Origin of the sequence: Kitasatospora sp. NPDC059722 (assembly GCF_042733235.1) — a bacterium.
Classification (GTDB): domain Bacteria; phylum Actinomycetota; class Actinomycetes; order Streptomycetales; family Streptomycetaceae; genus Kitasatospora.
The window spans coordinates 12,663-35,092 of sequence record NZ_JBHWGD010000068.1 but is presented as its reverse complement, the minus strand read 5'-3'; the positions used below and the strand labels follow the sequence as shown (position 1 = coordinate 35,092).

Annotated in this window: 9 protein-coding genes; 4 read left to right on the top strand and 5 right to left on the bottom strand. The window is 72.4% G+C overall.

Annotation, left to right across the window (positions count from 1 at the left end; translation table 11 throughout):
* Positions 1–121 precede the first annotated feature (121 nt).
* The 4 genes from ACFV4F_RS32345 to ACFV4F_RS32330 form a co-directional block, all read right to left on the bottom strand.
* Positions 122–15,784: a hypothetical protein gene (locus tag ACFV4F_RS32345; protein ID WP_380507846.1), complete on the bottom strand. Its 15,663-nt coding sequence runs from the start codon at positions 15,782–15,784 to the stop codon at positions 122–124.
* A 261-nt stretch (positions 15,785–16,045) separates the two neighbouring features.
* Entirely contained in the window at positions 16,046–16,639 is a 594-nt protein-coding gene (locus ACFV4F_RS32340; protein WP_380507843.1) for a fasciclin domain-containing protein, read from the bottom strand.
* A gap of 131 nt (positions 16,640–16,770) precedes the next feature.
* Entirely contained in the window at positions 16,771–17,748 is a 978-nt protein-coding gene (gene pip, locus ACFV4F_RS32335) for a prolyl aminopeptidase (protein WP_380444837.1), read from the bottom strand.
* Positions 17,749–17,823: 75 nt separating this feature from the next.
* Entirely contained in the window at positions 17,824–18,474 is a 651-nt protein-coding gene (locus ACFV4F_RS32330; RefSeq protein WP_380444838.1) for a TetR/AcrR family transcriptional regulator, read from the bottom strand.
* Between the two features lie 180 nt (positions 18,475–18,654).
* Between ACFV4F_RS32330 and ACFV4F_RS32325 the strand changes: the two genes are divergently transcribed.
* The gene (locus ACFV4F_RS32325) at positions 18,655–19,257 is read left to right on the top strand and encodes an SRPBCC family protein (protein WP_380444839.1); all 603 of its coding nucleotides are present in this window, start codon (positions 18,655–18,657) and stop codon (positions 19,255–19,257) included.
* A gap of 42 nt (positions 19,258–19,299) precedes the next feature.
* Here ACFV4F_RS32325 and ACFV4F_RS32320 read toward each other — a convergent pair whose 3' ends face one another.
* Positions 19,300–19,443 carry a hypothetical protein gene (locus ACFV4F_RS32320; RefSeq protein ID WP_380507840.1) on the bottom strand — a complete coding sequence of 48 codons (144 nt, stop codon included), beginning with the start codon at positions 19,441–19,443 and terminating at the stop codon, positions 19,300–19,302.
* Between the two features lie 142 nt (positions 19,444–19,585).
* Here ACFV4F_RS32320 and ACFV4F_RS32315 point away from each other — a divergent pair, with 142 nt between their 5' ends.
* The 3 genes from ACFV4F_RS32315 to ACFV4F_RS32305 are packed head-to-tail and all read left to right on the top strand — an operon-like array spanning position 19,586 to position 22,420.
* A complete protein-coding gene (locus tag ACFV4F_RS32315) occupies positions 19,586–20,605 on the top strand; it encodes a permease (protein WP_380444841.1) in 1,020 nt (339 codons plus the stop codon).
* Entirely contained in the window at positions 20,602–21,315 is a 714-nt protein-coding gene (locus ACFV4F_RS32310; RefSeq protein ID WP_380507837.1) for a TIGR03943 family putative permease subunit, read from the top strand. Before ACFV4F_RS32315 ends, ACFV4F_RS32310 begins: the two co-directional genes overlap by 4 nt.
* The gene (locus tag ACFV4F_RS32305) at positions 21,308–22,420 is read left to right on the top strand and encodes a hypothetical protein (protein WP_380507835.1); all 1,113 of its coding nucleotides are present in this window, start codon (positions 21,308–21,310) and stop codon (positions 22,418–22,420) included. Before ACFV4F_RS32310 ends, ACFV4F_RS32305 begins: the two co-directional genes overlap by 8 nt.
* The last annotated feature ends 10 nt before the right edge of the window (positions 22,421–22,430 follow it).

Here is a 22,430-nt window from a genome sequence, read left to right as displayed (position 1 = left end):
TCTCCGTCGCGGCCGGGGGGGGGCCCGCGGCCCCAACGCCCCCCCCTGGGGCCCCCCCCGCCCGGCCCCCCCCCCGGGGGGGGGGGGGGGCCCGCCCCCCCCCCGGGGGGGTGTCCGCGGGTCAGCGCCGCGAGCGGCGGACCGCGATCAAGCCGCCACCGAGCACCAGGAGCAGCACCGTGAGCAGCAGGGCCGGCTTCGGGCTCCGGCTACCGGTGGGCGGCAGCGGGGGCTTGGTCGTCGGGCTGGGGCTGGGCATGACCTGGACCGTGGTGGTGGTCGAGCAGTTCCCGCTCACCGCCCGCCGTGCGCCGCCGGCGCCGTTCCCACCGCTGGCGCCGGAGCAGTTGGAGCCGTCGGCGCTCAGGCGGTTCACGAGCGTCGTGCCGCCCGCGCCCGGCTTCACGGTCACGGTGTACGTGAGCGTCTCCGTCGCTCCGGGCCGGATGTCCAGCGTCCACGTCAGCCGCGGCGCGGAGTAGGCCGTCCGCCCGCTGCTGGCATGGGCGTTGGCGTCGTACCCGGCGCCGTCCAGGACCCCGGACAGGTCGTCGGTGACGACGGCGCCGAAGTACGTGCCGCCGGCCCGGTTGGTGGCGGTGACGGTGTACGTCACGGTGTCACCGGCCTTCGGGTCGGACGGGCTCGCGTGCTTGGCGAGGAGCAGGTCGTGCTTCACCGTGATCGGCTCCGTCGGGGTCGCCACCGCCGTGTGCGTCGGCGTCGTCGGGTCCGGACCGCCGGTCACCACCACGGTGTTGACCGGGACGGCCGTGGCGTTCGGGTCCAGCGTGCCGGTGAGCGTCCAGGAGACCGTCGCGCCGACCGGGACCTCGACGGCCGGGCAGGTCGCCAGGCCGTCCGTGACCGGGCACGGCGTCCCGTCCGCGTCGGCCGTCATCGAGGCCCCGTTCACCCCGGCGGGCACCTGGTCGGTCACGACCACGTTCCGGGCCAGCGAGGGCCCGTCGTTGGTCACCGTCACCCGCCACTGGATCTGCTGCCCGGCCACGACCGGGGAGGTCAGCAGGACCTTGGCGACGGTCAGCCGCGCCTGTGCCGAGGGCGAGCCGGACGGCGGGGCCACCGCCGTGTGCGTCGGCGTCGCCGGGTCCGGACCGCCGGTCACCACGGCCGTGTTGCCCGGGGTGCCGGTCGCGGCCGGATCGAGCGTGCCCGTCAGCGTCCAGGTCAAGGTGACGCCGACCGGGATCTCCACCGCCGGACAGGTCGCCACGCCATCCGAGATCGGGCAGGTGACACCGCCGGGCCCGGTCATCGCGGCGCCGGTCACACCCGCCGGCACCCGGTCGCTCACCACGACGCCACGCGCCACGGAGGGCCCGTCGTTCGTGACGGTCACCCGCCACTCGATCGGCGCCCCGGCCACGACCGGGCTGGTGACGAGGACCTTCGCCACGCTCAGCCGCGCCTGCGCCGAGGGCGAGGACGTCGGCGAGGCCACCGCCGTGTGGGTCGGGGTGCCCGGGTCGGGCCCGCCCGTCACGGTGGCCGTGTTGGCGGGCGTGACGGTGGCACCGGCGTCCAGCGTGCCGCTCAGAATCCACGTCCGGGTCGCGTCCACCGCGATCCCCACACCCGGGCAGGTCGCAGTGCCGTCGGCGATCGGACACGCGGTGCCGTCGTCGGCCGTCATCGAGGCGTTCGACACCCCGGTGGGCACCCGGTCGCTCACGACCACGTCACGGGCGGCGGACGGTCCGCGGTTGGTGACGGACACCTGCCACCGGACCTGCTGCCCGGGCACCACCGGATCGGTGAGCAGCACCTTCGAGACCGACAGCCGCGCGTCCGGCACCGGCCCGACGGTGGGACTCGCCACCGCCGTGTGCGCGGTCGTGCTCGGGTCCGGACCGCCCGTGACGATCACGGTGTTGGTCGGCGTGACGGTGGCGGCGGGGTCGAGCGTCCCCGTCAGGGTCCAGGTCAGCGTCACACCGACCGGGATCTCCACCGCCGGACAGGTCGCCACGCCACCGGCGATCGGGCAGTCGCTGCCGTCCTGGGCGCTCATCGACGCATTAAGCACGCCGTCCGGGACCTTGTCGGCCACGACCACGTTCCGGGCCCGCGAGGGACCGTTGTTGGTCACCGTCACCCGCCACTGGATCTGCCGGCCGGGCACCACGGCGTCCGTCGCCAGCACCTTCGACACCACCAGGCTCGCCTGCGGCTCGGGACTGCCGCTCGGGGAGGCAGTGGCGGTGTGCACCGAGGTGCTCGGGTCGGGCCCGCCCGTGACGGTCACCGAGTTGGTCGGCGTGGCCGTGGCGTTCGCGTCCAGTGTGCCGGACAACGTCCACGTCATCGTCTGCCCGGCCGGGATCTCCACCACCGGACACGTCGCCACGCCACCGCTGATCGGACAGACGGTCCCGTCCGAAGCCACCATCGAAGCGTCGTTCACACCCACCGGCACCCGGTCGGTCACGACCACGTTCCGAGCCCGCGAAGGACCGTTGTTCGTCACGCTGACCCGCCACTGGATCTGCTCCCCAGGCACCACCGGATCGGTGACCAGCACCTTGGCAACCACCAGATTCGCCTGCGGAGAAGGCGAGGACGTCGGCGAAGCCACCGCTGTGTGCGACGACGCCGTCGGATCCGGACCACCCGTCACCGTCACCGAGTTGGCCGGCGTGACGGTCGCATTCGGGTCCAGAGTGCCGGACAACGTCCACGTCATCGTCTGCCCGGCCGGGATCTCCACCGCCGGACACATCGCCACACCACCGCTGACCGGACAGACGGTCCCGTCCGAAGCCACCATCGAAGCGTCGTTCATACCCACCGGCACCCGATCACTCACCACCACGTTCCGAGCCCGCGAAGGCCCGTTGTTCGTGACCGAGACCCGCCACTGGATCTGCTGACCAGGCACCACCGGATCGGTGACCAGGACCTTCGACACCGTGAGGCTCGCCTGCGGAGAAGGCGAGTTCGACGGCGAAGCCACCGCTGTGTGCGACGACGCCGTCGGATCCGGACCACCAGTGACCGTCACCGAGTTGGTCGGCGTGGCCGTGGCGTTCGCGTCCAGTGTGCCGGACAACGTCCACGTCATCGTCTGCCCGGCCGGGATCTCCACCGCCGGACACATCGCCACACCACCGCTGACCGGACAGACGGTCCCGTCCGAAGCCACCATCGAAGCGTCGTTCATACCCACCGGCACCCGGTCGGTCACCACCACGTTCCGAGCCCGCGAAGGCCCGTTGTTCGTGACCGAGACCCGCCACTGGATCTGCTGACCAGGCACCACCGGATCGGTGACCAGGACCTTCGACACCGTGAGGCTCGCCTGCGGAGACGGGGACGAGGTCGGCGACGCGACGGCCGTGTGGGCTGTGGCCGACGGGTCCGGACCACCGGTCACCACGGCCGTATTCGCCGGCGTCGTGGTCGCGTTGGCATCCAGCGTGCCCGTCAGCGTCCAACTCGCCGAAGAACCCGCCGGGATCTCCACCGCCGGACACGTCGCCACGCCACCGCTCACCGGACAGCTGCTCCCGTCCGAAGCCACCATCGAAGCGTTGTTCACCCCCACCGGCACCCGGTCGGTCACGACCACGTTCCGAGCCCGCGAAGGCCCGTTGTTCGTCACGCTCACCCGCCACTGGATCTCCTGCCCAGGCACCACCGGGTTCGTCACCAACACCTTGGCAACCACCAGATTCGCCTGCGGAGAAGGCGAGTTCGACGGCGAAGCCACCGCCGTGTGCGAGGACGCCGTCGGATCAGGACCACCCGTCACCGTCACCGAGTTCGTCGGTGTGACCGTCGCATTCGGGTCCAGCGTCCCGCTCAGCGTGTACGACGCCGTCTGCCCGACCTCCAGCTCGATCGCCGGGCAGGTGGCGACGCCGTTGCCGATCGGGCACCTGGTGCCGTCCTCGTCCGAGACCATCATCGCGCCGGACACCCCGTCCGGGACCCGGTCCGCGACCACGACGTTCCGCGCGCGGGACGGCCCGTTGTTCGTCACCGACACCCGCCACTGGACCGTCTGCCCCGGCACCACCGGGTTCGTCACCAGCACCTTGGTCACCGAGAGCCGTGCCTGCGGCGACGGCGTCCCGGTCGGGCTGGCGACCGCCGTGTGGGCCGACGTGCTCGGGTCCGGGCCTCCGGTCACGACGGCCGTGTTGCCGGGCACGGTGGTGGTGTCCTGGGCCAGGGTTCCCGAGAGCGTGTAGGTGACGGTCTCGCCGACCGGGATCTCGACCCCCGGACAGGTCGCCACGCCACCGGCGACCGGGCAGGCCGTCTTCGTCGCGTCCGGCGAGAGCGAGGCGCCGACGACTCCGTCCGGGAACCGGTCGCTGACCACCACGTTCCGGGCCTGGCTCGGGCCGTTGTTGGTGACGCTGATCCGCCAGGCGATCGGCTGCCCCGGCACCACCGGGTTCGTCACCAGCGCCTTCGACACGGACAGACTCGCCCGCGGCTCTACCGTATCGCTGGCCTGCGCTGTCGCGGTGTGCGCCGTGGCCGTCGGGTCGGGTCCGCCGGTGACGGTCGCGACGTTGACCGGGGTGCTGGTCGCCACCGGGTCGAGCGTGCCGGTGAGGGTGTAGGAGACGGTCCCGCCGGCCGGGATCTCGACGGCCGGGCAGGTCGCCGTCCCGCCGGTGACCGGGCAGGCCGAGCCGTCGGCGTCCGCGATCATGCCCGCACCGTTCACCATCGCCGGGATCGTGTCGGAGACGACCACGTTCCGGGCCCGCGACGGACCCCGGTTGGTCACCGTCACCCGCCACTGGATCTGCTGCCCGGGCACCACCGGGTTGGTCAGCAGCACCTTGGCGATGCCCAGGTTCGCCTGCGGCGTGGGCGAGTCGGACGGCGAAGCCACCGCCGTGTGCGCGGACGCGGTCGGATCAGGACCACCGGTCACCACCACCGTGTTCGTCGGCGTGACCGTCGCGTCCGGCGCCAGCGTCCCGGTCAGGGTGTACGAGGCCGTCTGGCCGACCTCCAGCCCGATCGCCGCGCAGGTCGCCGTTCCGCCCGCGACCGGGCACGTGCTCGCGTCGGCGTCCGACTGGAGGACGGCGTTGTTCACCCCGTCCGGGATCCGGTCCGTGATGACGACGTCGCGCGCCCGGGACGGGCCGTTGTTGGTCACCGTCACCCGCCACTGGATCTTCTCGCCCGGCACCACGGGATCGGTCAGCAGCGCCTTGGCCACCGTCAGACTGGCCTGCGGTGACGGCGAGTCGGACGGCGACGCCACCGCCGTGTGCGTCGGCGTGGCCGGATCCGGCCCGCCGGTCACCACCGCCGTGTTCGTCGGCGTCACGGTCGCGTCCTGCACGAGCGTGCCGCTCAGCGTGTAGGTCCGCGTCTCACCGACGGCGAGCTCGATCGCCGGGCAGGTGGCCGTCCCGTTCGCGATCGGGCAGACCGTCCCGTCGGCGGAAGTCATGCTCGGACCGCTGACACCGTCCGGGACGCGGTCGGCGACCACGACGTTCCGCGCACGCGACGGCCCGTTGTTCGTGACGGACACCCGCCACTGGATCTGCTGCCCGGGCACCACCGGATCCGTCACCAGCACCTTCGACACACTCAGACTCGCCTGCACCGACGGCGAGTTGGACGGCGAAGCCACCGCCGTGTGCGTGGAAGCCATCGGGTCCGGGCCGCCCGTCACCGTCACCGTGTTGGTCGGCGTGGCCGTGGCATCCTGCGCCAGCGTGCCCGTGAGCGTCCAGGTCAGCGTCTGCCCGGCCGGGATCTCCACCGCCGGACACGTCGCCGCGCCGCCGCTGATCGGACAGGCGGACCCGTCCGCATCCGCCTTCATCGAGGCGCCGTTCACACCTGCGGGCACCTGGTCCATCACCACGACGTTCCGCGCCCGCGAAGGACCGTTGTTCGTGACGGACACCCGCCACTGGATCTGCTGCCCGGGCACCACCGGATCCGTCAGCAGCACCTTCGACACGGAGAGCCGCGCCTGCGGAGTCGGGGACGAGGTCGGCGAGGCCACTGCCGTCCGCGAGGACGCCGACGGATCGGGCCCGCCCGTCACCGTCACCGTGTTCGTCGGCGTGACCGTCGCGTCCGGCTCCAGCGTGCCGGTCAGCGTCCAGCTCGCCGAGGACCCCGCCGGGATCTCGACGGCCGGGCAGGTCGCCGTCACGTTCGCGATCGGGCACGCGGTGCCGTCCGCCGCCGTCATGCTCGCGTCCCGGACACCGGCCGGCACCTGGTCGGTGACGACGACGTTCCGCGCCCGCGAGGGCCCGTTGTTGGTCACCGTCACCCGCCACTGGATCTGTTGCCCCGGCACCACCGGATCCGTCAACAACACCTTGGCCACGACCAGATTCGCCTGCGGAGAAGGCGAGTTCGACGGCGAAGCCACCGCCGTGTGCGAGGAAGCCGTCGGATCCGGACCACCCGTCACCGTCACCGAGTTGGCCGGCGTCGTGGTCGCATTGGGATCCAACGTCCCGGTCAAGGTCCAGTTCATCGAGCCACCGGCCGCGATCTCGACCGCCGGGCAGGTCGCCGTGCCGCCGCCGATCGGACAGACGGTCCCGTCCTGGGCTGTCATCGACGCGTTCAGCACACCGCCCGGGACCTTGTCGGTCACGACCACGTTCCGCGCCCGCGAAGGGCCGTTGTTCGTCACCGTCACCCGCCACCGGATCTGCTGCCCCGGCACCACCGGATCCGTCACCAGCACTTTGGAGACCGTCAGGTTCGCCTGCGGCGAAGGCGAGTTGGACGGAGACGCCACCGCCGTATGCGTGGAAGCCGTCGGGTCCGGGCCACCGGTGACCGTCACCGAGTTGGTCGGCGTGGCCGTCGCGTTGGCGTCCAGCGTGCCACTCAGCGTCCACGTCACCGTCTGCCCGACCGGGATCTCCACCGCCGGACAGGACGCCACACCGCCGCTGATCGGACAGACGGTCCCGTCCGACGCCGTCATGCCCGCACCGGACACTCCGTTCGGAACCGTGTCGGTGACGACGACGTTCCGGGCACGAGAGGGCCCGTTGTTGGTGACGCTCACCCGCCACTGAATCTGCTGCCCGGGAACCACCGGATCCGTCAGCAACACCTTCGACACACTCAGACTCGCCTGCACCGACGGCGAGCTGGACGGCGAAGCCACCGCCGTATGCGTGGAAGCCATCGGGTCCGGGCCGCCCGTCACCGTCACCGAGTTGGCCGGCGTGGCCGTGGCGTCGGAGGCGAGCGTGCCCGTCAGCGTCCACATCACCGTCTGCCCGACCGGGATCTCCATCACCGGACACGTCGCCACACCACCGCTGATCGGGCAGTTCGTCCCATCCGCATCCGCCCGCATCGAGGCGTCGTTCACACCGGACGGCACCTGATCGCTCACAACCACGTTCCGGGCCCGCGAAGGACCGTTGTTCGTGACCGAGACCCGCCACTGGATCTCCTGCCCGGGCACCACCGGGTTGGTCAGCAGCACCTTCGACACCGACAGATTTGCCTGCGGAGACGGCGAGTTGGACGGCGAAGCGACAGCCGTGTGCGAAGACGCCGACGGATCAGGACCACCCGTCACCGTCACCCCGTTCGTCGGCGTGATGGTCGCGTTGGAGTCCAATGTGCCGGACACGGTCCAGCTCATCGAGTCACCGGCCGCGATCTCCACCGCAGGACAGGTCGCCGTGCCGCCGCTGATCGGGCAGGCGGTGCCATCAGCCGCCGTCATCGAGGCGTTGCCGACACCCGCCGGCACCTGGTCGGTGACGACCACGTTCCGCGCCCGCGAGGGCCCAGTATTGGTCACCGTTACCCGCCACTGGATTTGCTGCCCCGGCACCACCGGGTTCGTCAGCAGCACCTTCGACACCGACAGATTCGCCTGCGGAGACGGCGAGCCGGACGGCGAAGCCACCGCCGTATGCGTGGAAGCCGTCGGATCCGGACCACCCGTCACCGTCACCGAGTTGGCCGGCGTGGTGGTCGCATTGGCGTCCAGTGTGCCACTCAGCGTCCACGTCACCGTCTGGCCGGCCGGAATCTCCACCGCCGGACACGTCGCCGTCCCGCTCGCGATCGGGCACGGGGCATTGTCGGCGTCCGCCTTCATGCTCGCACCGGACACCCCGCTCGGCACGGTGTCGGTCACGACCACGTTCCGCGCCCGCGACGGACCGTTGTTCCTCACCGTCACCCGCCACTGGATCTGCTGCCCCGGCACCACCGGGTTCGTCAGCAGCACCTTCGACACCGACAGATTCGCCTGCGGAGACGGCGAGTTGGACGGCGACGCAACCGCCGTGTGCGTGGACGCCGTCGGATCCGGACCACCCGTCACCGTCACCGTGTTCGCTGGCGTGGAAGCCGTGTCGGAGGCGAGCGTCCCGGTCAACGTCCAGGTGAGTGTCCTACCCGCCGGAATCTCCACCGCCGGACAGGTCGCCGTCCCGCTCGCGATCGGGCAGGACGTCCCGTCAGCGTCGGCGCGCATCGAGGCGTCGTTCACACCGGACGGCACCTGGTCGGTCACCACGACGTTCCGCGCCCGCGAGGGACCGTTGTTCGTGACGCTCACCCGCCACTGGATCTCCTGCCCGGGCACCACCGGGTTCGTCACCAATGCCTTCGACACGGTCAGGTTCGCCTGCGGAGACGGCGAGGACCTCGGCGACGCAACCGCCGTGTGTGTGGAAGCCGTCGGATCCGGGCCACCTGTGACCATCACCGTGTTCGTCGGCGTGACGGTCGCATTCGGGTCGAGCGTGCCGGACAGCGTCCACGTCAGCGTCTGCCCGACCGGGATCTCGACCGCCGGACACGTCGCCAGGCCATGGGCGATCGGACAGTCGGTCCCATCCGAAGCCGCCATCGAAGCGCTGTTCACACCCGCCGGCACCTGATCCGTCACCACGACGTTCCGCGCCCGCGAGGGACCGTTGTTCGTGACGCTCACCCGCCACTGCACCTGCTGGCCGGGCACCACCGGGTCGGTGACCAGCACCTTCGACACCGTGAGGCTCGCCCGCGCCATCGGGGACGACGTCGGCGACGCGACGGCGGTGTGCGCGGTGGTCGACGGGTCGGGCCCACCGGTCACCACGGCCGTGTTCGACGGCGTCGTGGTCGCGTTGGCGTCCAGCGTGCCGGACAGCGTCCACGTCGACGTCTGCCCGACCGGGATCTCCACAGCCGGACACGTCGCCACATCACCGCTGATCGGACAGGTGGACCCATCTGACGCCGTCATGGAAGCGTTGTCCACGCCCGACAGCACCCGGTCGCTCACGACCACGTTCCGAGCCCGCGAAGGACCGTTGTTCGTCACGCTGACCCGCCACTGAATCTGCTGCCCGGGCACCACCGGATCCGTCAGCAGCACCTTCGAGACGGTCAGACTGGCCTGCTGGGAAGGCGAGCCGGACGGCGAAGCCACCGCCGTGTGCGTGGACGCCGTCGGATCCGGACCACCCGTCACCGTCACCGAGTTCGCGGGTGTGGTCGTCGCGTCGGAGGCGAGCGTGCCCGTCAGCGTCCACGTCACCGTCTGCCCTGCCGGGATCTCCACCGCCGGACACGTCGCCGTACCGCCGGCGATCGGGCAGTTGGCGCCGTCAGCGTCGGCGTGCATCGAGGCGTCGTTCACACCGGACGGCACCTGGTCGGTCACCACGACGTTCCGCGCCCGCGAGGGGCCGTTGTTCGTCACGCTGACCCGCCACTGGATCTGCCGGCCAGGCACGACCGGGTTGGTCACCAACACCTTGGCCACGGTCAGGTTCGCCTGCAGCGACGGCGAGTTCGACGGCGAAGCCACCGCCGTGTGCGAGGACGCCGACGGATCAGGACCACCGGTGACCGTCACCGAGTTCGTCGGCGTGGCCGTGGCGTCGGAGGCGAGTGTGCCCGTCAGCGTCCACGCCACCGTCTGCCCTGCCGGGATCTCCACCGCCGGACACGTCGCCAGGCCCTTGGCGATCGGACAGGCAGTCCCATCGGACGCCGTCATGCTCGGGTTGTTCACACCCGCCGGCACCTGATCCGTCACCACGACGTTCCGGGCCCGCGAAGGACCGCTGTTCGTCACGCTCACCCGCCACTGGACCTGCTGCCCCGGCACCACCGGATTCGTCAGCAACACCTTCGACACGGTCAGATTCGCCTGCGGAGACGGGGACGCGGTCGGCGAAGCCACGGCGGTGTGTGCTGTGGCTGACGGGTCCGGGCCACCGGTGACGACGGCGGTGTTGGTCGGCGTCGTTGTCGCGTTGGCGTCCAGCGTGCCACTCAGCGTCCACGTCGACGTCTGGCCGGCCGGGATCTCCACCGCCGGACACGTCGCCACACCACCGCTGATCGGACAGACGGTCCCATCCGAAGCCATCATCGAAGCGCCGCTCACACCCGCCGGCACCTGATCCGTCACCACGACGTTCCGCGCCCGCGAAGGACCGTTGTTCGTCACGCTGACCCGCCACTGGATCTGCTGCCCCGGCACCACCGGGTCGGTGAGCAGCACCTTGGCCACGGTCAGGCTCGCCTGCGGAGACGGCGAGGACGTCGGAGAAGCCACCGCCGTGTGCGAGGACGCCGACGGGTCCGGACCACCCGTCACCGTCACCGAGTTCGTCGGCGTGGCCGTCGCGTCGGAGGCGAGCGTACCGGCCAGCGTCCAGGCCGCGGACGAGCCCGCCGGGATCTCCACGGCCGGGCAGGTCGCCGTACCGCCGGCGATCGGGCAGGACGTGCCGTCGAAGGCCGTCATGCTCGGGTCGTTCACGCCGGCCGGCACGGTGTCCGTGACGACGACGTTGCGTGCCCGCGAGGGGCCGTTGTTGGTGACGGTCACCCGCCACTGGATCTCCCGGCCGGGGATCACCGGGTCGGTGAGCAATGTCTTGGAGACGACGAGGTTGGCCTGTGGCGTCGGGGAGGAGGACGGCGAGGCGACCGCCGTGCGGGCCGTGGCCGAGGGGTCGGGTCCGCCGGTGACCACGGCCGTGTTGGTCGGCGTCGTTGTCGCGTTGGCGTCCAGCGTGCCGGTCAACGTCCAGGTCGGTGTCTGCCCGGCCGGGATCTCCACAGCCGGACACGTCGCCACACCACCGCTGATCGGACAGACGGTCCCATCGGCGTCCGCTGCCATCGAGGCGCTGTTGACGCTCGCCGGCACCTGATCCGTCACCACGACGTTCCGCGCCCGCGAAGGACCGCTGTTCGTCACGCTCACCCGCCACTGGATCTGCTGCCCCGGAACCACCGGGCTCGTCAACAGCACCTTCGAGATGCTCAGCCCCGCCTGCGGCGTGGGCGTGGCGGTCGGCGACGCGACCGCCGTGTGGCTGGAGGCGGTCGGGTCGGGCCCACCGGTGACGGTCACGCCGTTGGGCGGGGTGGCCGTCGCGTTGGGGTCGAGCGTGCCGGAGAGCGTCCACGTCATTGTCTGCCCGGCCGGGATCTCCACGGCCGGACACGTCGCCACACCAGCGCTGATCGGGCAGGCAGTCCCGTCCGACGCCGTCATCGAAGCCCCGCTCACACCGGACGGCACCTGGTCCGTCACCACGACGTTCCGCGCCCGCGAAGGCCCGCTGTTCGTCACGCTGACCCGCCACTGGATCTGCTGCCCCGGCACCACCGGGTTGGTGACCAGCACCTTCGAGACGGTCAGATTCGCCTGCGGAGAGGGCGAGTTGGAGGGTGAGGCGACGGCCGTGTGCGTGGACGCCGTCGGATCCGGACCGCCCGTGACCGTCACCAAGTTGGTCGGCGTGGCCGTCGCGTCGGAGGCGAGCGTCCCGGTCAGCGTCCAGGTCAGGGTCTGCCCGGCCGGGATCTCCACCGCCGGGCAGGTGGCAACCCCGTTGGCGATCGGACAGTTGCTCCCATCGGCGTCGGCCCGCATCGAGGCGTCGTTCACACCGGAAGGCACCTGGTCGGTCACCACGACGTTCCGCGCCCGCGACGGACCGCTGTTCGTCACGCTCACCCGCCACTGGACCTGCTGCCCCGGCACCACCGGATTCGTCAACAGCACCTTCGACACCGACAGGTTCGCCTGCGGAATCGGCGACGACGACGGCGAAGCCACCGCCGTGTGCGAGGACGCCGACGGATCCGGACCGCCCGCCACCGTCACCGAGTTGGTCGGCGTGACCGTCGCGTTGGGGTCGAGCGTGCCGCTCAGCGTCCAACTTGCCGAGGATCCTGCCGGGATCTCCACGGCCGGACACGTCGCCACACCACCGCTGATCGGGCAGGCAGTCCCGTCCGACGCCGTCATCGAAGCCCCGCTCACACCCGCCGGCACCTGGTCCGTCACCACGACGTTCCGCGCCCGCGACGGACCGCTGTTCGCCACGCTCACCCGCCACTGGACCTGCTGCCCCGGCACCACCGGATTCGTCAACAACACCTTCGACACCGACAGATTCGCTTGCGGAGTCGGCGACGACGACGGCGAGGCCACCGCCGTGTGCGAGGACGCCGACGGGTCCGGACCGCCCGTCACCGTCACCGAGTTGGTCGGCGTGGTCGTCGCGTTGGCGTCCAACGTGCCGGTCAGCGTCCACGTCCGCGCCTGGCCGGCCGGAATCTCCACCGCCGGGCAGGTCGCGACGCCGCTCGCAATCGGGCATTGCGTGCCACCCGGAGCCGTCATCGTCGGGTTGTCGACCCCGGCCGGGATCGTGTCGGTGACCACGACGTTCCGGGCCCGGGACGGGCCCGCGTTGAAGACGTTGATCTGCCACTGGATCTGCTGCCCGGGCACCACCGGGTTCGTGACCAGCGTCTTGCTGACCTGGAGGGCGGCCTCCGGCGCGGGCGTGGCGGTCGGCGAGGCCACCGCCGTGCGCGTGGAGGCGGACGGGTCGGGACCGCCCGTCACGGTCACCGAGTTGGTCGGCGTCGTGGTCGCGTTGGGGTCGAGCGTCCCGTTCAGGGTCCAGCTCGGCGACGAACCGGCCGGGATCTCCACCGCCGGACAGGTCGCGACACCGCCACTGATCGGGCAACTGGTGCCGTCCGCGTCGGCCTTCATCAATGCGCCGGTGACACCCGCCGGAACGGTGTCCGTGACGACGACGTTGCGCGCCCGCGACGGGCCGTTGTTGGTCACCGTCACCCGCCACTGGATCGGCGCACCGGGCACGACCGGGCTGGTGAGCAGCGCCTTGGAGACGGTCAGATTCGCCTGCGGCGTCGGGGAGGAGGACGGCGAGGCGACGGCCGTGCGGGCCGTGGCGGACGGATCGGGACCGCCGGTGACGACGGCCGTGTTCGTGGGGGTCGTGGTCGCGTTCGGGTCCAGCGTGCCGCTCAGTGTCCAGGTGGCGGACGACCCGGCCGGGATCTCCACCGCCGGGCACGTGGCGACACCGTTGCCGATCGGACAGGTGGTCCCGTCGGACGCCGCCATCGAGGCGTTGCTCACGCCCACGGGCACCTGGTCCGTCACGACGACGTTCCGCGCCCGTGAAGGCCCGTTGTTCGTGACCGTCACCCGCCACTGGATCTGTGCGCCCGGCACGACCGGGCTGGTCAGCAGCGTCTTCGAGATGGTGAGGTTGGCCTGCGGGCTGGGCGTGGCGGTCGGCGAGGCGACGGCGGTGCGCGTGGAAGCGGACGGGTCGGGACCGCCGGTGACGGTCGCCGAGTTGGTCGGTGTGGTGGTCGCGTCGGAGGACAGCGTGCCGCTCAGGGTCCAGCTGGCGGTGGCGTTCACCGGGATCTCGACGGCGGGACAGGTCGCCGTGCCGTTGGTGATCGTGCAGGAGCCGCTGTCCTGGTCGTTGACCATGGCGGCGCCGGACACCCCGGTCGGGACCTGGTCCGTGACGACGACGTTGCGGGCCCGGGAGGGGCCGTTGTTGGTGACCTTCACCTGCCACGTGATCTGCTGCCCGGGGATCACCGGGCTGGTCAGGAGGGTCTTGGAGACCACCAGGTTCGCCTGGCCGCCCGGCGGGATGGGGTTGGCGGTGCTGGTGCACTTCGGCGAGCAGTTCGGGTCGGTGGCGCCGCTCGGCGGGGTGACGGTGGCCCGGTTGTCCAGCGAGCCGTTCGCGTCCGACGGCACCGTACCGGTCAGCGTGTAGGTCACCTGGCCGCCCGCCGGGATGTCGACCGTCGTGTCGATGTCGCCCGTGCCGGAGGGGGTGCTGCCACAGCTGCTGCCGCCGGAGGCCTTGCACGTCCAGGTGAAGGCCTGGATCGCGTTGGGCAGCTTGTCCTTGACCGAGGTGCCGACGGCGTCCGACGGACCGTCGTTCTTCACCACGACGGTGTAGGTCAGCGGCTGCCCGGGCACGTACGGGTTCTTGTCCGGTGTCTTGGTCACCGACAGCCCCGTGGTGACCCGTCCGGGGGTGTCGGCGGTGCTGGAGCAGGTCGGGCCGCAGTTGGCGTCGGTCGTGGCGCTCGGCCTGGTCACCGTCGCGGTGTTCGAGAGCGTTCCGGTGGTGGAGGACGGGACGGTGCCGGTGACGGTGTACGTGACCCTGCCGCCGACCGCGATCGTCGCCGTCGTGTCGATGCTGCCGGTACCGCTCGCGTCTCCGCAGCTGTTGCCGGAAGCGGCCGAGCAGGTCCACGTGAAGGCGGAGAGCGCGGACGGCAGGGCGTCCCGGACCGCCGCGTTGACGGCGGGCGCCGGGCCCGCGTTGCTCACCACGACGGTGTAGGTCAGCGCCTGCCCCGGGACGTACGTGGTCGGCGAAGCCGTCTTCTGGACGGACAGGCCGACCTGGGTCACCCACTCGATGACGATCTCGCCGTTGCCGCCGTCCGCGTAGCCGCCGCCGTCACCGATGCCGCTGCCGCTCACGTACTGGGCGTCGGTGCGGCCGCCCGAGGTGCCGCCCACGCCGTTGCCGGTGCTGTTGGTGCCGTTGGAGGTCTGCGTGTTGCCGACTCCGGTGCCCTTGTTGTAGCCGGAGCCGCCGCCGCCCATGCCGTTGGGGTCGAGGGAACCGCCGCGCTGGCAGGCACCGCCGCCGCCTCCGTAGTAGCCGCCGCCACCACCGCCGCCGCCCTCGTACAGTGCTGCGCTGGCGCCGCGGCCGCCCTGGTACTGGCTTCCGGCGCCGGTGGCCGCGCAGGCGGTCTGGGTGGCGCCCGCGCCGCCCGCGGTCTGGGTGCCGCCCCGGCCGGAGGCGGTCGGCTGGTTGTCCTGGCCGCCGTTGGTGCCGCCGCCACCACCGGCCGCCGGGGTCAGGGCGTCGGCGCCGGGCGAGGAGCCGCCGCCACCGCCGGCGATGAGCAGCGGGTTGGTGCCGTAGGCGCCGTTCCACACGGCACTCAGACCGCCGCCGCTGCCGCCGCTCGCCTGGGTCTTGCCCTGGCCGCCCGCGCCGCCGCCGCCGTACGTAGAGCTGGTGCTGTTCATCAGCCCGCCCTGCCCCACGGTGAGGGTGAGGGCCTGACCGGGCGTCACCGCCAGGGTGCCGGTGGTGTAGCCGCCGCCACCGCCGCCGTACTGGCCGGTGTAGTAGGCGCGCGGGGAGCCCGCGCCTCCGGCGCCGAAGACGCGGGCGTACACACTGCTCACGCCGGCCGGCACGGTGAAGGTCTGGTCGCCGCCGCTGTACGTGAACCGTGTGCAGTTGGTGAAGCCGCTGGACGGCGTGCACGCCACCAGGGCCCGCTGCTCCCCGGGCAGCCCCTGTGGCGCGTACGCGGGCGGGGCGGCGGCGAGCGCGAGCCCGCCCTGGGGCACGAGGCACAGCAGCGCGAGCACGCCCCGCATCGCCGTCGAGAACCGACCGCCGAGCAACGACCTCACCGGAGCCATCCGGCGTCTCCTCTCGCGACCGCGCACCTACGGGCGCAGATGTGCGGGCAACACGACAGTCACGCGAATGCACGCGTGCGCGATCAGAGATAGCCGAGGTAAAGCGCAAGTAAGGACAACCGTGGATCGTGTCATCGTATTTTCGGACCAAGATCCGCGCTTTCGGCCCACCGCCGGACACCGTTCGGCGCAGCATGCGGGCGGGGGCGGAAACGGAGGTGGGCCGGTCCGCCGGGACCGGCCCAGCACGATGAAGGAGCGTCAGCCGAAGGCCGGCACCGTGTCGAGGATCGCCAGGCGCGCGTTGGCCGTCTTGATGCTGCCGCAGAGCACCTGCGCGCCGCCGATGCGGTAGTCCTCGCCGCTGCCGGTGGCCTTGATGACGGCGCCCTGGAGGGTGTTGTACTGCTTGTCCTGGAGGTCGTCCTTGCGCAGGTCGCGGACGACGATGAGCTTGCGGACGAGGTCGCCGGCGCCCTGCTGGGTGGCGAGGGCCTTCTTCTGGTCCTCGGGCAGCTTCGCGAAGGCCGCGTCGTTCGGGGCGAAGACGGTGACGTTCTCCATCGAGTCGAAGATGTCCTTGGCCTTGGCCGTCTTGACCAGCGCGGACAGCTGCGAGAGGTCCTTGGCCTGGTCGACGGCGGTCAGCACGGGCGTGCCGCCCATCGCGTCGAGGCTGCCGGGGCCCTGACCGGGCATCGCCGCGCAGGCCTGGCCGAAGGCCTTCTCCGGCGGCGGGGGTGCGACGGCCACCGGGCCTGCCCCGCCGACGCCGACGCCGCTGCAGCCGGCGAGCGGGGCGAGGGCGAGCGCCAGGGCCGCGAGGAGGGCGGGGCGGTGGGTGCGACGGCTCATGCGGAGGTCCTCCTGGGGGGAACCGGTCGAATCGTGCCGGATACGCCCAGATGGTGACATCGCGCCGGGCCGCCGCCCGGGAGGTAGGGCCCGCACCGCACCGCCCGTCACCCGTGCGGCGCCGTCGGCCGTCAGAGGTGCTTGAAGTCCTCGATGGCCGTCCGGACCACCTGGTTCAGCTCGTCGCTGCCGGCGTGCCCGGAGTCCTCGATGATGTGGAGGCGGGCGTCCGGCCACGCCTTGGCCAGTTCCCAGGCCGTGTCCGGCGGGCCGCCCATGTCGTGCCGCCCGTGCACCAGGACGCCCGGGATGCCGGCCAGCTTGTGGGCGTCGCGCAGCAGTTGGTCGGGCTCCAGCCAGGCGCCGTTGCCGAAGAAGTGGGCGCAGATGCGGACGAACGCGATCCGGTCGTCGACCTCGCGGTTGCTGTACATGCCGGGGCTGTTGTTGGGCTCGCCCGAGATGACGGCGTCCTCCCAGGCGAGCCAGTCGGCGGCGGCCTTCTCCCGGACGGCCCGGTCGGGGTTCTCCATGAGGCGGGAGTAGGCGGCGAGCAGGCTGCGCCAGTCATCGCCGAGGGCGGCGCGCTCGTCCTCGGGGACGCCGTCGCGGAAGCGGTCCCAGGCCTCGGGCTGGAAGCGCCGGGCGCCCTGGTAGAGCCACTGGGTCTCGGCGGGCCGGGTCGTCGTGATGGCCGCGACGACGATCTGGGTGACGCGTTCGGGATGCTGCTGCGCGTAGGCGAGGAGGAGGGTCGAGCCCCAGGAGGCACCGTTGAGCAACCAGCGGTCGATGCCGAGGTGTTCGCGCAGCCGTTCCATGTCGTCGATCAGGTGCTGCGTGGTGTTGAGGCTCATGTCGGCGGCCGGGTCGCTGGCGTGCGGGGTGCTGCGGCCGCAGTTGCGCTGGTCGAAGCGGATGAAGCGGTAGCACTCCGGATCCCAGGAGCGGGCGGGCCTGCGCATCGCGCCGGCTCCGGGCCCGCCGTGGACGTTGAGGGCGGGCTTGCCCTCGGGGTTGCCGAGCTGTTCGTAGTAGATGCGGTTGCCGTCCCCGGTGTCGAGGAATCCGGTGTCGTAGGGCTCGGTCGGAGGATAGAGATCAACCATAACCGTCGAGCCTACGGCCGACGGGGGTCGAACTCATCCGATTTGTTTCCGACTTGACGGTGGATCAGGAGCGGATCAGGAGCGGCCCAGCAGGTCGTCCAGCTCGGCGGCGAAGAGCAGCGCGGGATCGAAGCCCATCCCGGTGAAGTGCCCGGCGAGCTCCAGGGACAGGACGCCGTGCAGGCGGGTCCAGAAGGACAGCGCCCGGTGCAGCACCTCGGGCGGGGCCGGGTGCCCGCCGTCCCAGGCGCGGTGGTCGGCGAGGTGGGCGTCGAACGCCGTCGCGGGCCCCTCCGGCGCGAAGGCCGTCCAGGCGTCGAGGAGGACCGCCATGATCTCGCCCGAGACGGCGGTGGTGTCGTCGGGGGCGTGGTAGCCGGGGACGGGGGTGCCGTAGATGAGGAAGTACCGGTGCGGATCCTCCAGCGCCCACGCGCGCAGCACGTGCGCCAGCCCCGGCAGGTCGGTACCCGCGGCGGCGGCCGCACCGAGGGTGTCGGCGAGTCCGCGGTAGGCGTCCCGGACGAGCTCGGTGATGAGGTCGTCCCGGCTGGCGAAGTACCGGTAGAGCGCCGGCCCGCTCACGCCCATCCGCTTGGCGATCGCGTTGAGCGAGAGCGCCGAGGCCCCGGCCGTGGCGATCTGCTCCCAGGCGTGCTGCTTGACCTCCGCCCGCACCTGCGCCCGGTACCGCTCCCGCGGGGTGTCCGCACCGGTCGTCGCCATGGCCGCCCCGCTCCCGTCGCTACACGCTGAAGGTTTCGCTAGAAGCTATCACGACCACTGTGCGCCGGCAGGCGCCACAGGATCCCTTGACCTGTCGCCCGCCGAGAGTTAGAACTTATAACGACAGCGAGTGGCTATGCCTCTCGCGATGGCCACTCACCCAATCGTTGGAGGAGCACCATGCCCAGCCTTCGCACCGCCCTGGCCGGCGCCGCCGTTGCCGCGAGCCTCCTCGGCGTCGTCGCCTCGCCCGCCTCTGCCGACTCCGCCCGGAGTTCGCTGACGTGTCGCGGAGAGGGCGTCGACCCGGGGGCCGCCGTCCGCTACCGGGCCTCGACCGTCGTGCACGCTTCGCTCGGCACCGTCTGGCGGCTGCAGACCGACGTCGAGGGCTGGCCCTCCTGGCAGGCGGCCGTCGGTTCGGCGGAGCGGCTCGACGGCGGGGTGCTGCGGCGCGGGTCGGCGTTCCACTGGACGACGCCGATCCCGCCGAACCCCGCGACCACCGCGACCGGCCTGGACATCACGTCGACCGTCCGGCAGATCCGGCCCGGCGCCTGCATCCGCTGGACCGGGCCCGCCGTCGCCGACGGGCTGCGGATCGACGGCGTGCACGTGTGGAACTTCGCGGAGGTCGACGGCGGGGTCCTCGTGGGCACGGAGGAGACCCACACCGGCGCCCAGGTCGACGCCGACGTGCCCGCCGCGACGGCGATCCTCCGGGCCGGGCTCGACGCCTGGCTGCACGACCTCAAGGCCGCGGCCGAGGCGCAGGACGACTGAGCACCCCCGGTCCGGGCCCCCGGTCCGGGCCCCCGGTCCGGGCTACGCGGCCTCGCCCGCCGCCTCGGGCCGGGGCATCAGCGCGTCCCACAGCGGCGTCGACTCGCCGCTGTCGCGGGCGCTGAACTTCTGCCAGTACGAGCTCGCCCACACCGTGATCGACGTCGCACCGCGGCTCGCCGACATCCTGACCGGACTCCTCCGGGGGTACCGCGCGGGAGCGTAGGGCGGGAAGGACCTCCCGGGTACGCGCACTAGACTCACCGCGGCCGCGCCGTGGAGGGCGGTCGTACCCGTGCGTTGTGAGCGAAGGAGCGTCCGGCCGCCCATGGCTGACGAGATCGCCGTCGAGGCCCGGCCGCACCGGCCGCGGCCGGTCGAGGAAGAAGCACCCGGCGAACGCGGCCGTCGGATCGGCTCGCTCGGACTGCTCGTCGTCGGCATGCTCGCCGTGCTCGTCGGGCGGCAGGTCCTCGGTGACCGGACGGGGCCGGCGTGGCTGGAGGCGTGGGGGGCCGTGTTCGTCGCCGTCTGCGTACAGGCGCTGCCGTTCCTGCTGCTCGGCGTGGTGCTGTCGGCCGCGATCGCCGCGTTCGTCCCGGCCCGGTGGCTCGAACGGGCGTTGCCGCGCAACCCGTTGCTCGCCGTGCCGATCGCGGGCGCGGCCGGGGTCGTGCTGCCCGGCTGCGAGTGCGCGTCGGTGCCGGTGGCCGGGCGGCTGATCGCCCGTGGGGTGGCTCCGGCGGCGGCGCTGGCGTTCCTGCTCTCCTCGCCGGCCGTCAACCCGGTCGTGCTCGTGGCGACCGCCGTCGCCTTCCGGGGGCAGCCCGAGCTGGTGGCCGCGCGCTTCCTGGCCTCGCTGGCCACCGCCGTGGCGATGGGGCTGCTCTGGTCGCGGTTCGGCCGCCCGGAGTGGCTGCGGCCGAAGCCGGCGCCCGGCGGCCCGACCGGCCTGCCCGCCTTCCGGGCCTCGCTGGAGCACGACTTCCTGCACGCCGGCGGCTTCCTGGTGATCGGCGGGATGACCGCGGCCACCCTCAACGTCGCCGTGCCGCGCGGCCTGCTCGGCGACCTGGCCGGACTGCCCGGCGTCTCCGTCCTCGTACTCGCCGTGCTGGCCGTGCTGCTCGCCGTCTGCTCGGAGGCGGACGCCTTCGTCGCCGCCGGACTCACCGGCTTCTCCACCACCGCCAAGCTCGCCTTCATGGTCGTCGGGCCGATGGTCGACGCCAAGCTCATCGCCCTCCAGGCCGGCACCTTCGGCCGGGCCTTCGCGTGGCGGTTCTGCGCCGCCACGTTCGTCGTCGCCGTCACCGCGGCGTCCCTGACCGGGTGGTGGCTCCTGTGAGGCGCGAAGTCCGGGCGCTGCTGCACGTCCTGCTCGGGGCGGCGGTGCTGCACATCTCGCTCTTCAGCGAGCTGTACCTGCGGTACGTGCGCAAGGAGCTGCGGCCGTACCTGATCGCGAGCGGCCTGCTGCTCGTCGTGGTCGGGCTGGTCGGTGCGGCCGTCGCCGCACAGGAGTTGCTGCGCCCCGGTCGGCGCACCCGGGCCGAGGACGGGCACGACCACGGCACTCCCCGCACCGCGTGGCTGCTGCTCCTGCCCGTCCTCGCGATCTACCTGCTCCAGCCCCGGGCACTGGGAGCCTTCACCGCGCAGCACTCGGACAGCACCGCCGCCAAGCCCGCCGACCCCGCAGGCGGATTCGGGCCGCTGCCCGCGAACGGGCCGGTCGCCCTGCGGCTCGCCGACTTCGACGCCCGCGCCGTCTGGGACACCAGCGGTTCACTCAAGGGACGGCAGGTCCGGCTCACCGGATTCGCCACGCCCGGCCCCGGCGGCGGGAGTTGGTACCTCACCCGGCTGACCATCACCTGCTGCGCCGCCGACGCGCAGACCAGCAAGGTCGAGGTCCACGACGCCGACGCACCACCCGAGGGGACGTGGGTCGAGGTGACGGGCACGTGGCAGCCGGACGGGCGGAGCGGTGCCGTGCCCGCCCTCGCCGCGGACCGCGTCCGCCGCATCGCCGAACCGGGAGACCCGTATGAGTGAGCACCCGTCGGACCCGGCGGCACGCATGCGGCCCCGGCGCGGTGCGGCGGCCGTGCTCGCGCTCGGCGTCGTCGCCGCGCTCGCCTTCATGCCGTCCGTCCCGGACCGCCACGGCGGGCAGGCCGCACCACCCGCAGCGGACGCGCCGGCCGTCACCGTGCTCGGCGACGGCTCGACCTCCGACACCGGCCCGCAGCCCGGGCAGCCGACTCCCGTCCGGCTCGGACCGGGTGAGCGGCCGCCGCAGTTCGTCGTCTTCTCCTTCGGCTCCCCCGCCGAGGGCGACGGCCACCTCTTCTCCCGCGCCCGCGGAGCGGCCAGGGCGAACGGCGCCGACGTCACGTTCTTCCTCCGTGGCGTGGACCTGCTCCCCGCCTCCGTCCGCTGGCAGTACCAGCCGCCGCAACACGAGGTCGGCGCCGCCGCCGTCCCCTTCCCGGCCGACGGGGAGGTACGGGCCACGCTCCAGCAGGTCGGCCGCGCGTGGCTGGACGGCGACGAGATCGCCGACGGCTTCATCGGACAGTTCTGCGGGCCGAAGGGCGGCCGGGACTGGTCGACGGCCGACTGGCGGAGCGAGATCGGCCAGGGCTACTCGATGGTGAACTTCTGGAAGACCGGGACGGGCTTCGCCGACCTGCCCCCGCTGCCGTTCGACTACCAGACGGAGCTCGTCGGCGGCCGGGCGCCGTGCCTGGAGGGCCGGGAGAACCTGCTTCCCGCCGAGCAGGACGCCGGCTGGCGCTACGACGTGGGCTCGCGGGACGACACCGCGCGCTGGCCGGCGCGGACGGACGGGATCTGGGAATTCCCGCTGCTCGCCACGGACCGGACGCCGCAGGCGTACCGCAGCGCCTTCGACCGCGCCTACCGGGGCACCCGCGCACCGCTCGTCCTCGACACCGACCTGGGCTCCGGGGACGACGCCGGGCTCCAGGCCGCCGAGGCGGCGATGAAGGACCTGTGCCACCGCGACGGCGTCCGCTGCGTGTCCTTCCGGCAGCTCGCCGACTGGCTCGACGCCCAGGACCCGGCCGTCCTCGCCCGCCTCCGCACCCTCGCGCCGACGGACGCACCCGACCCGGCTGCCGTGGCGGGACGTTAGCGCACAGGGC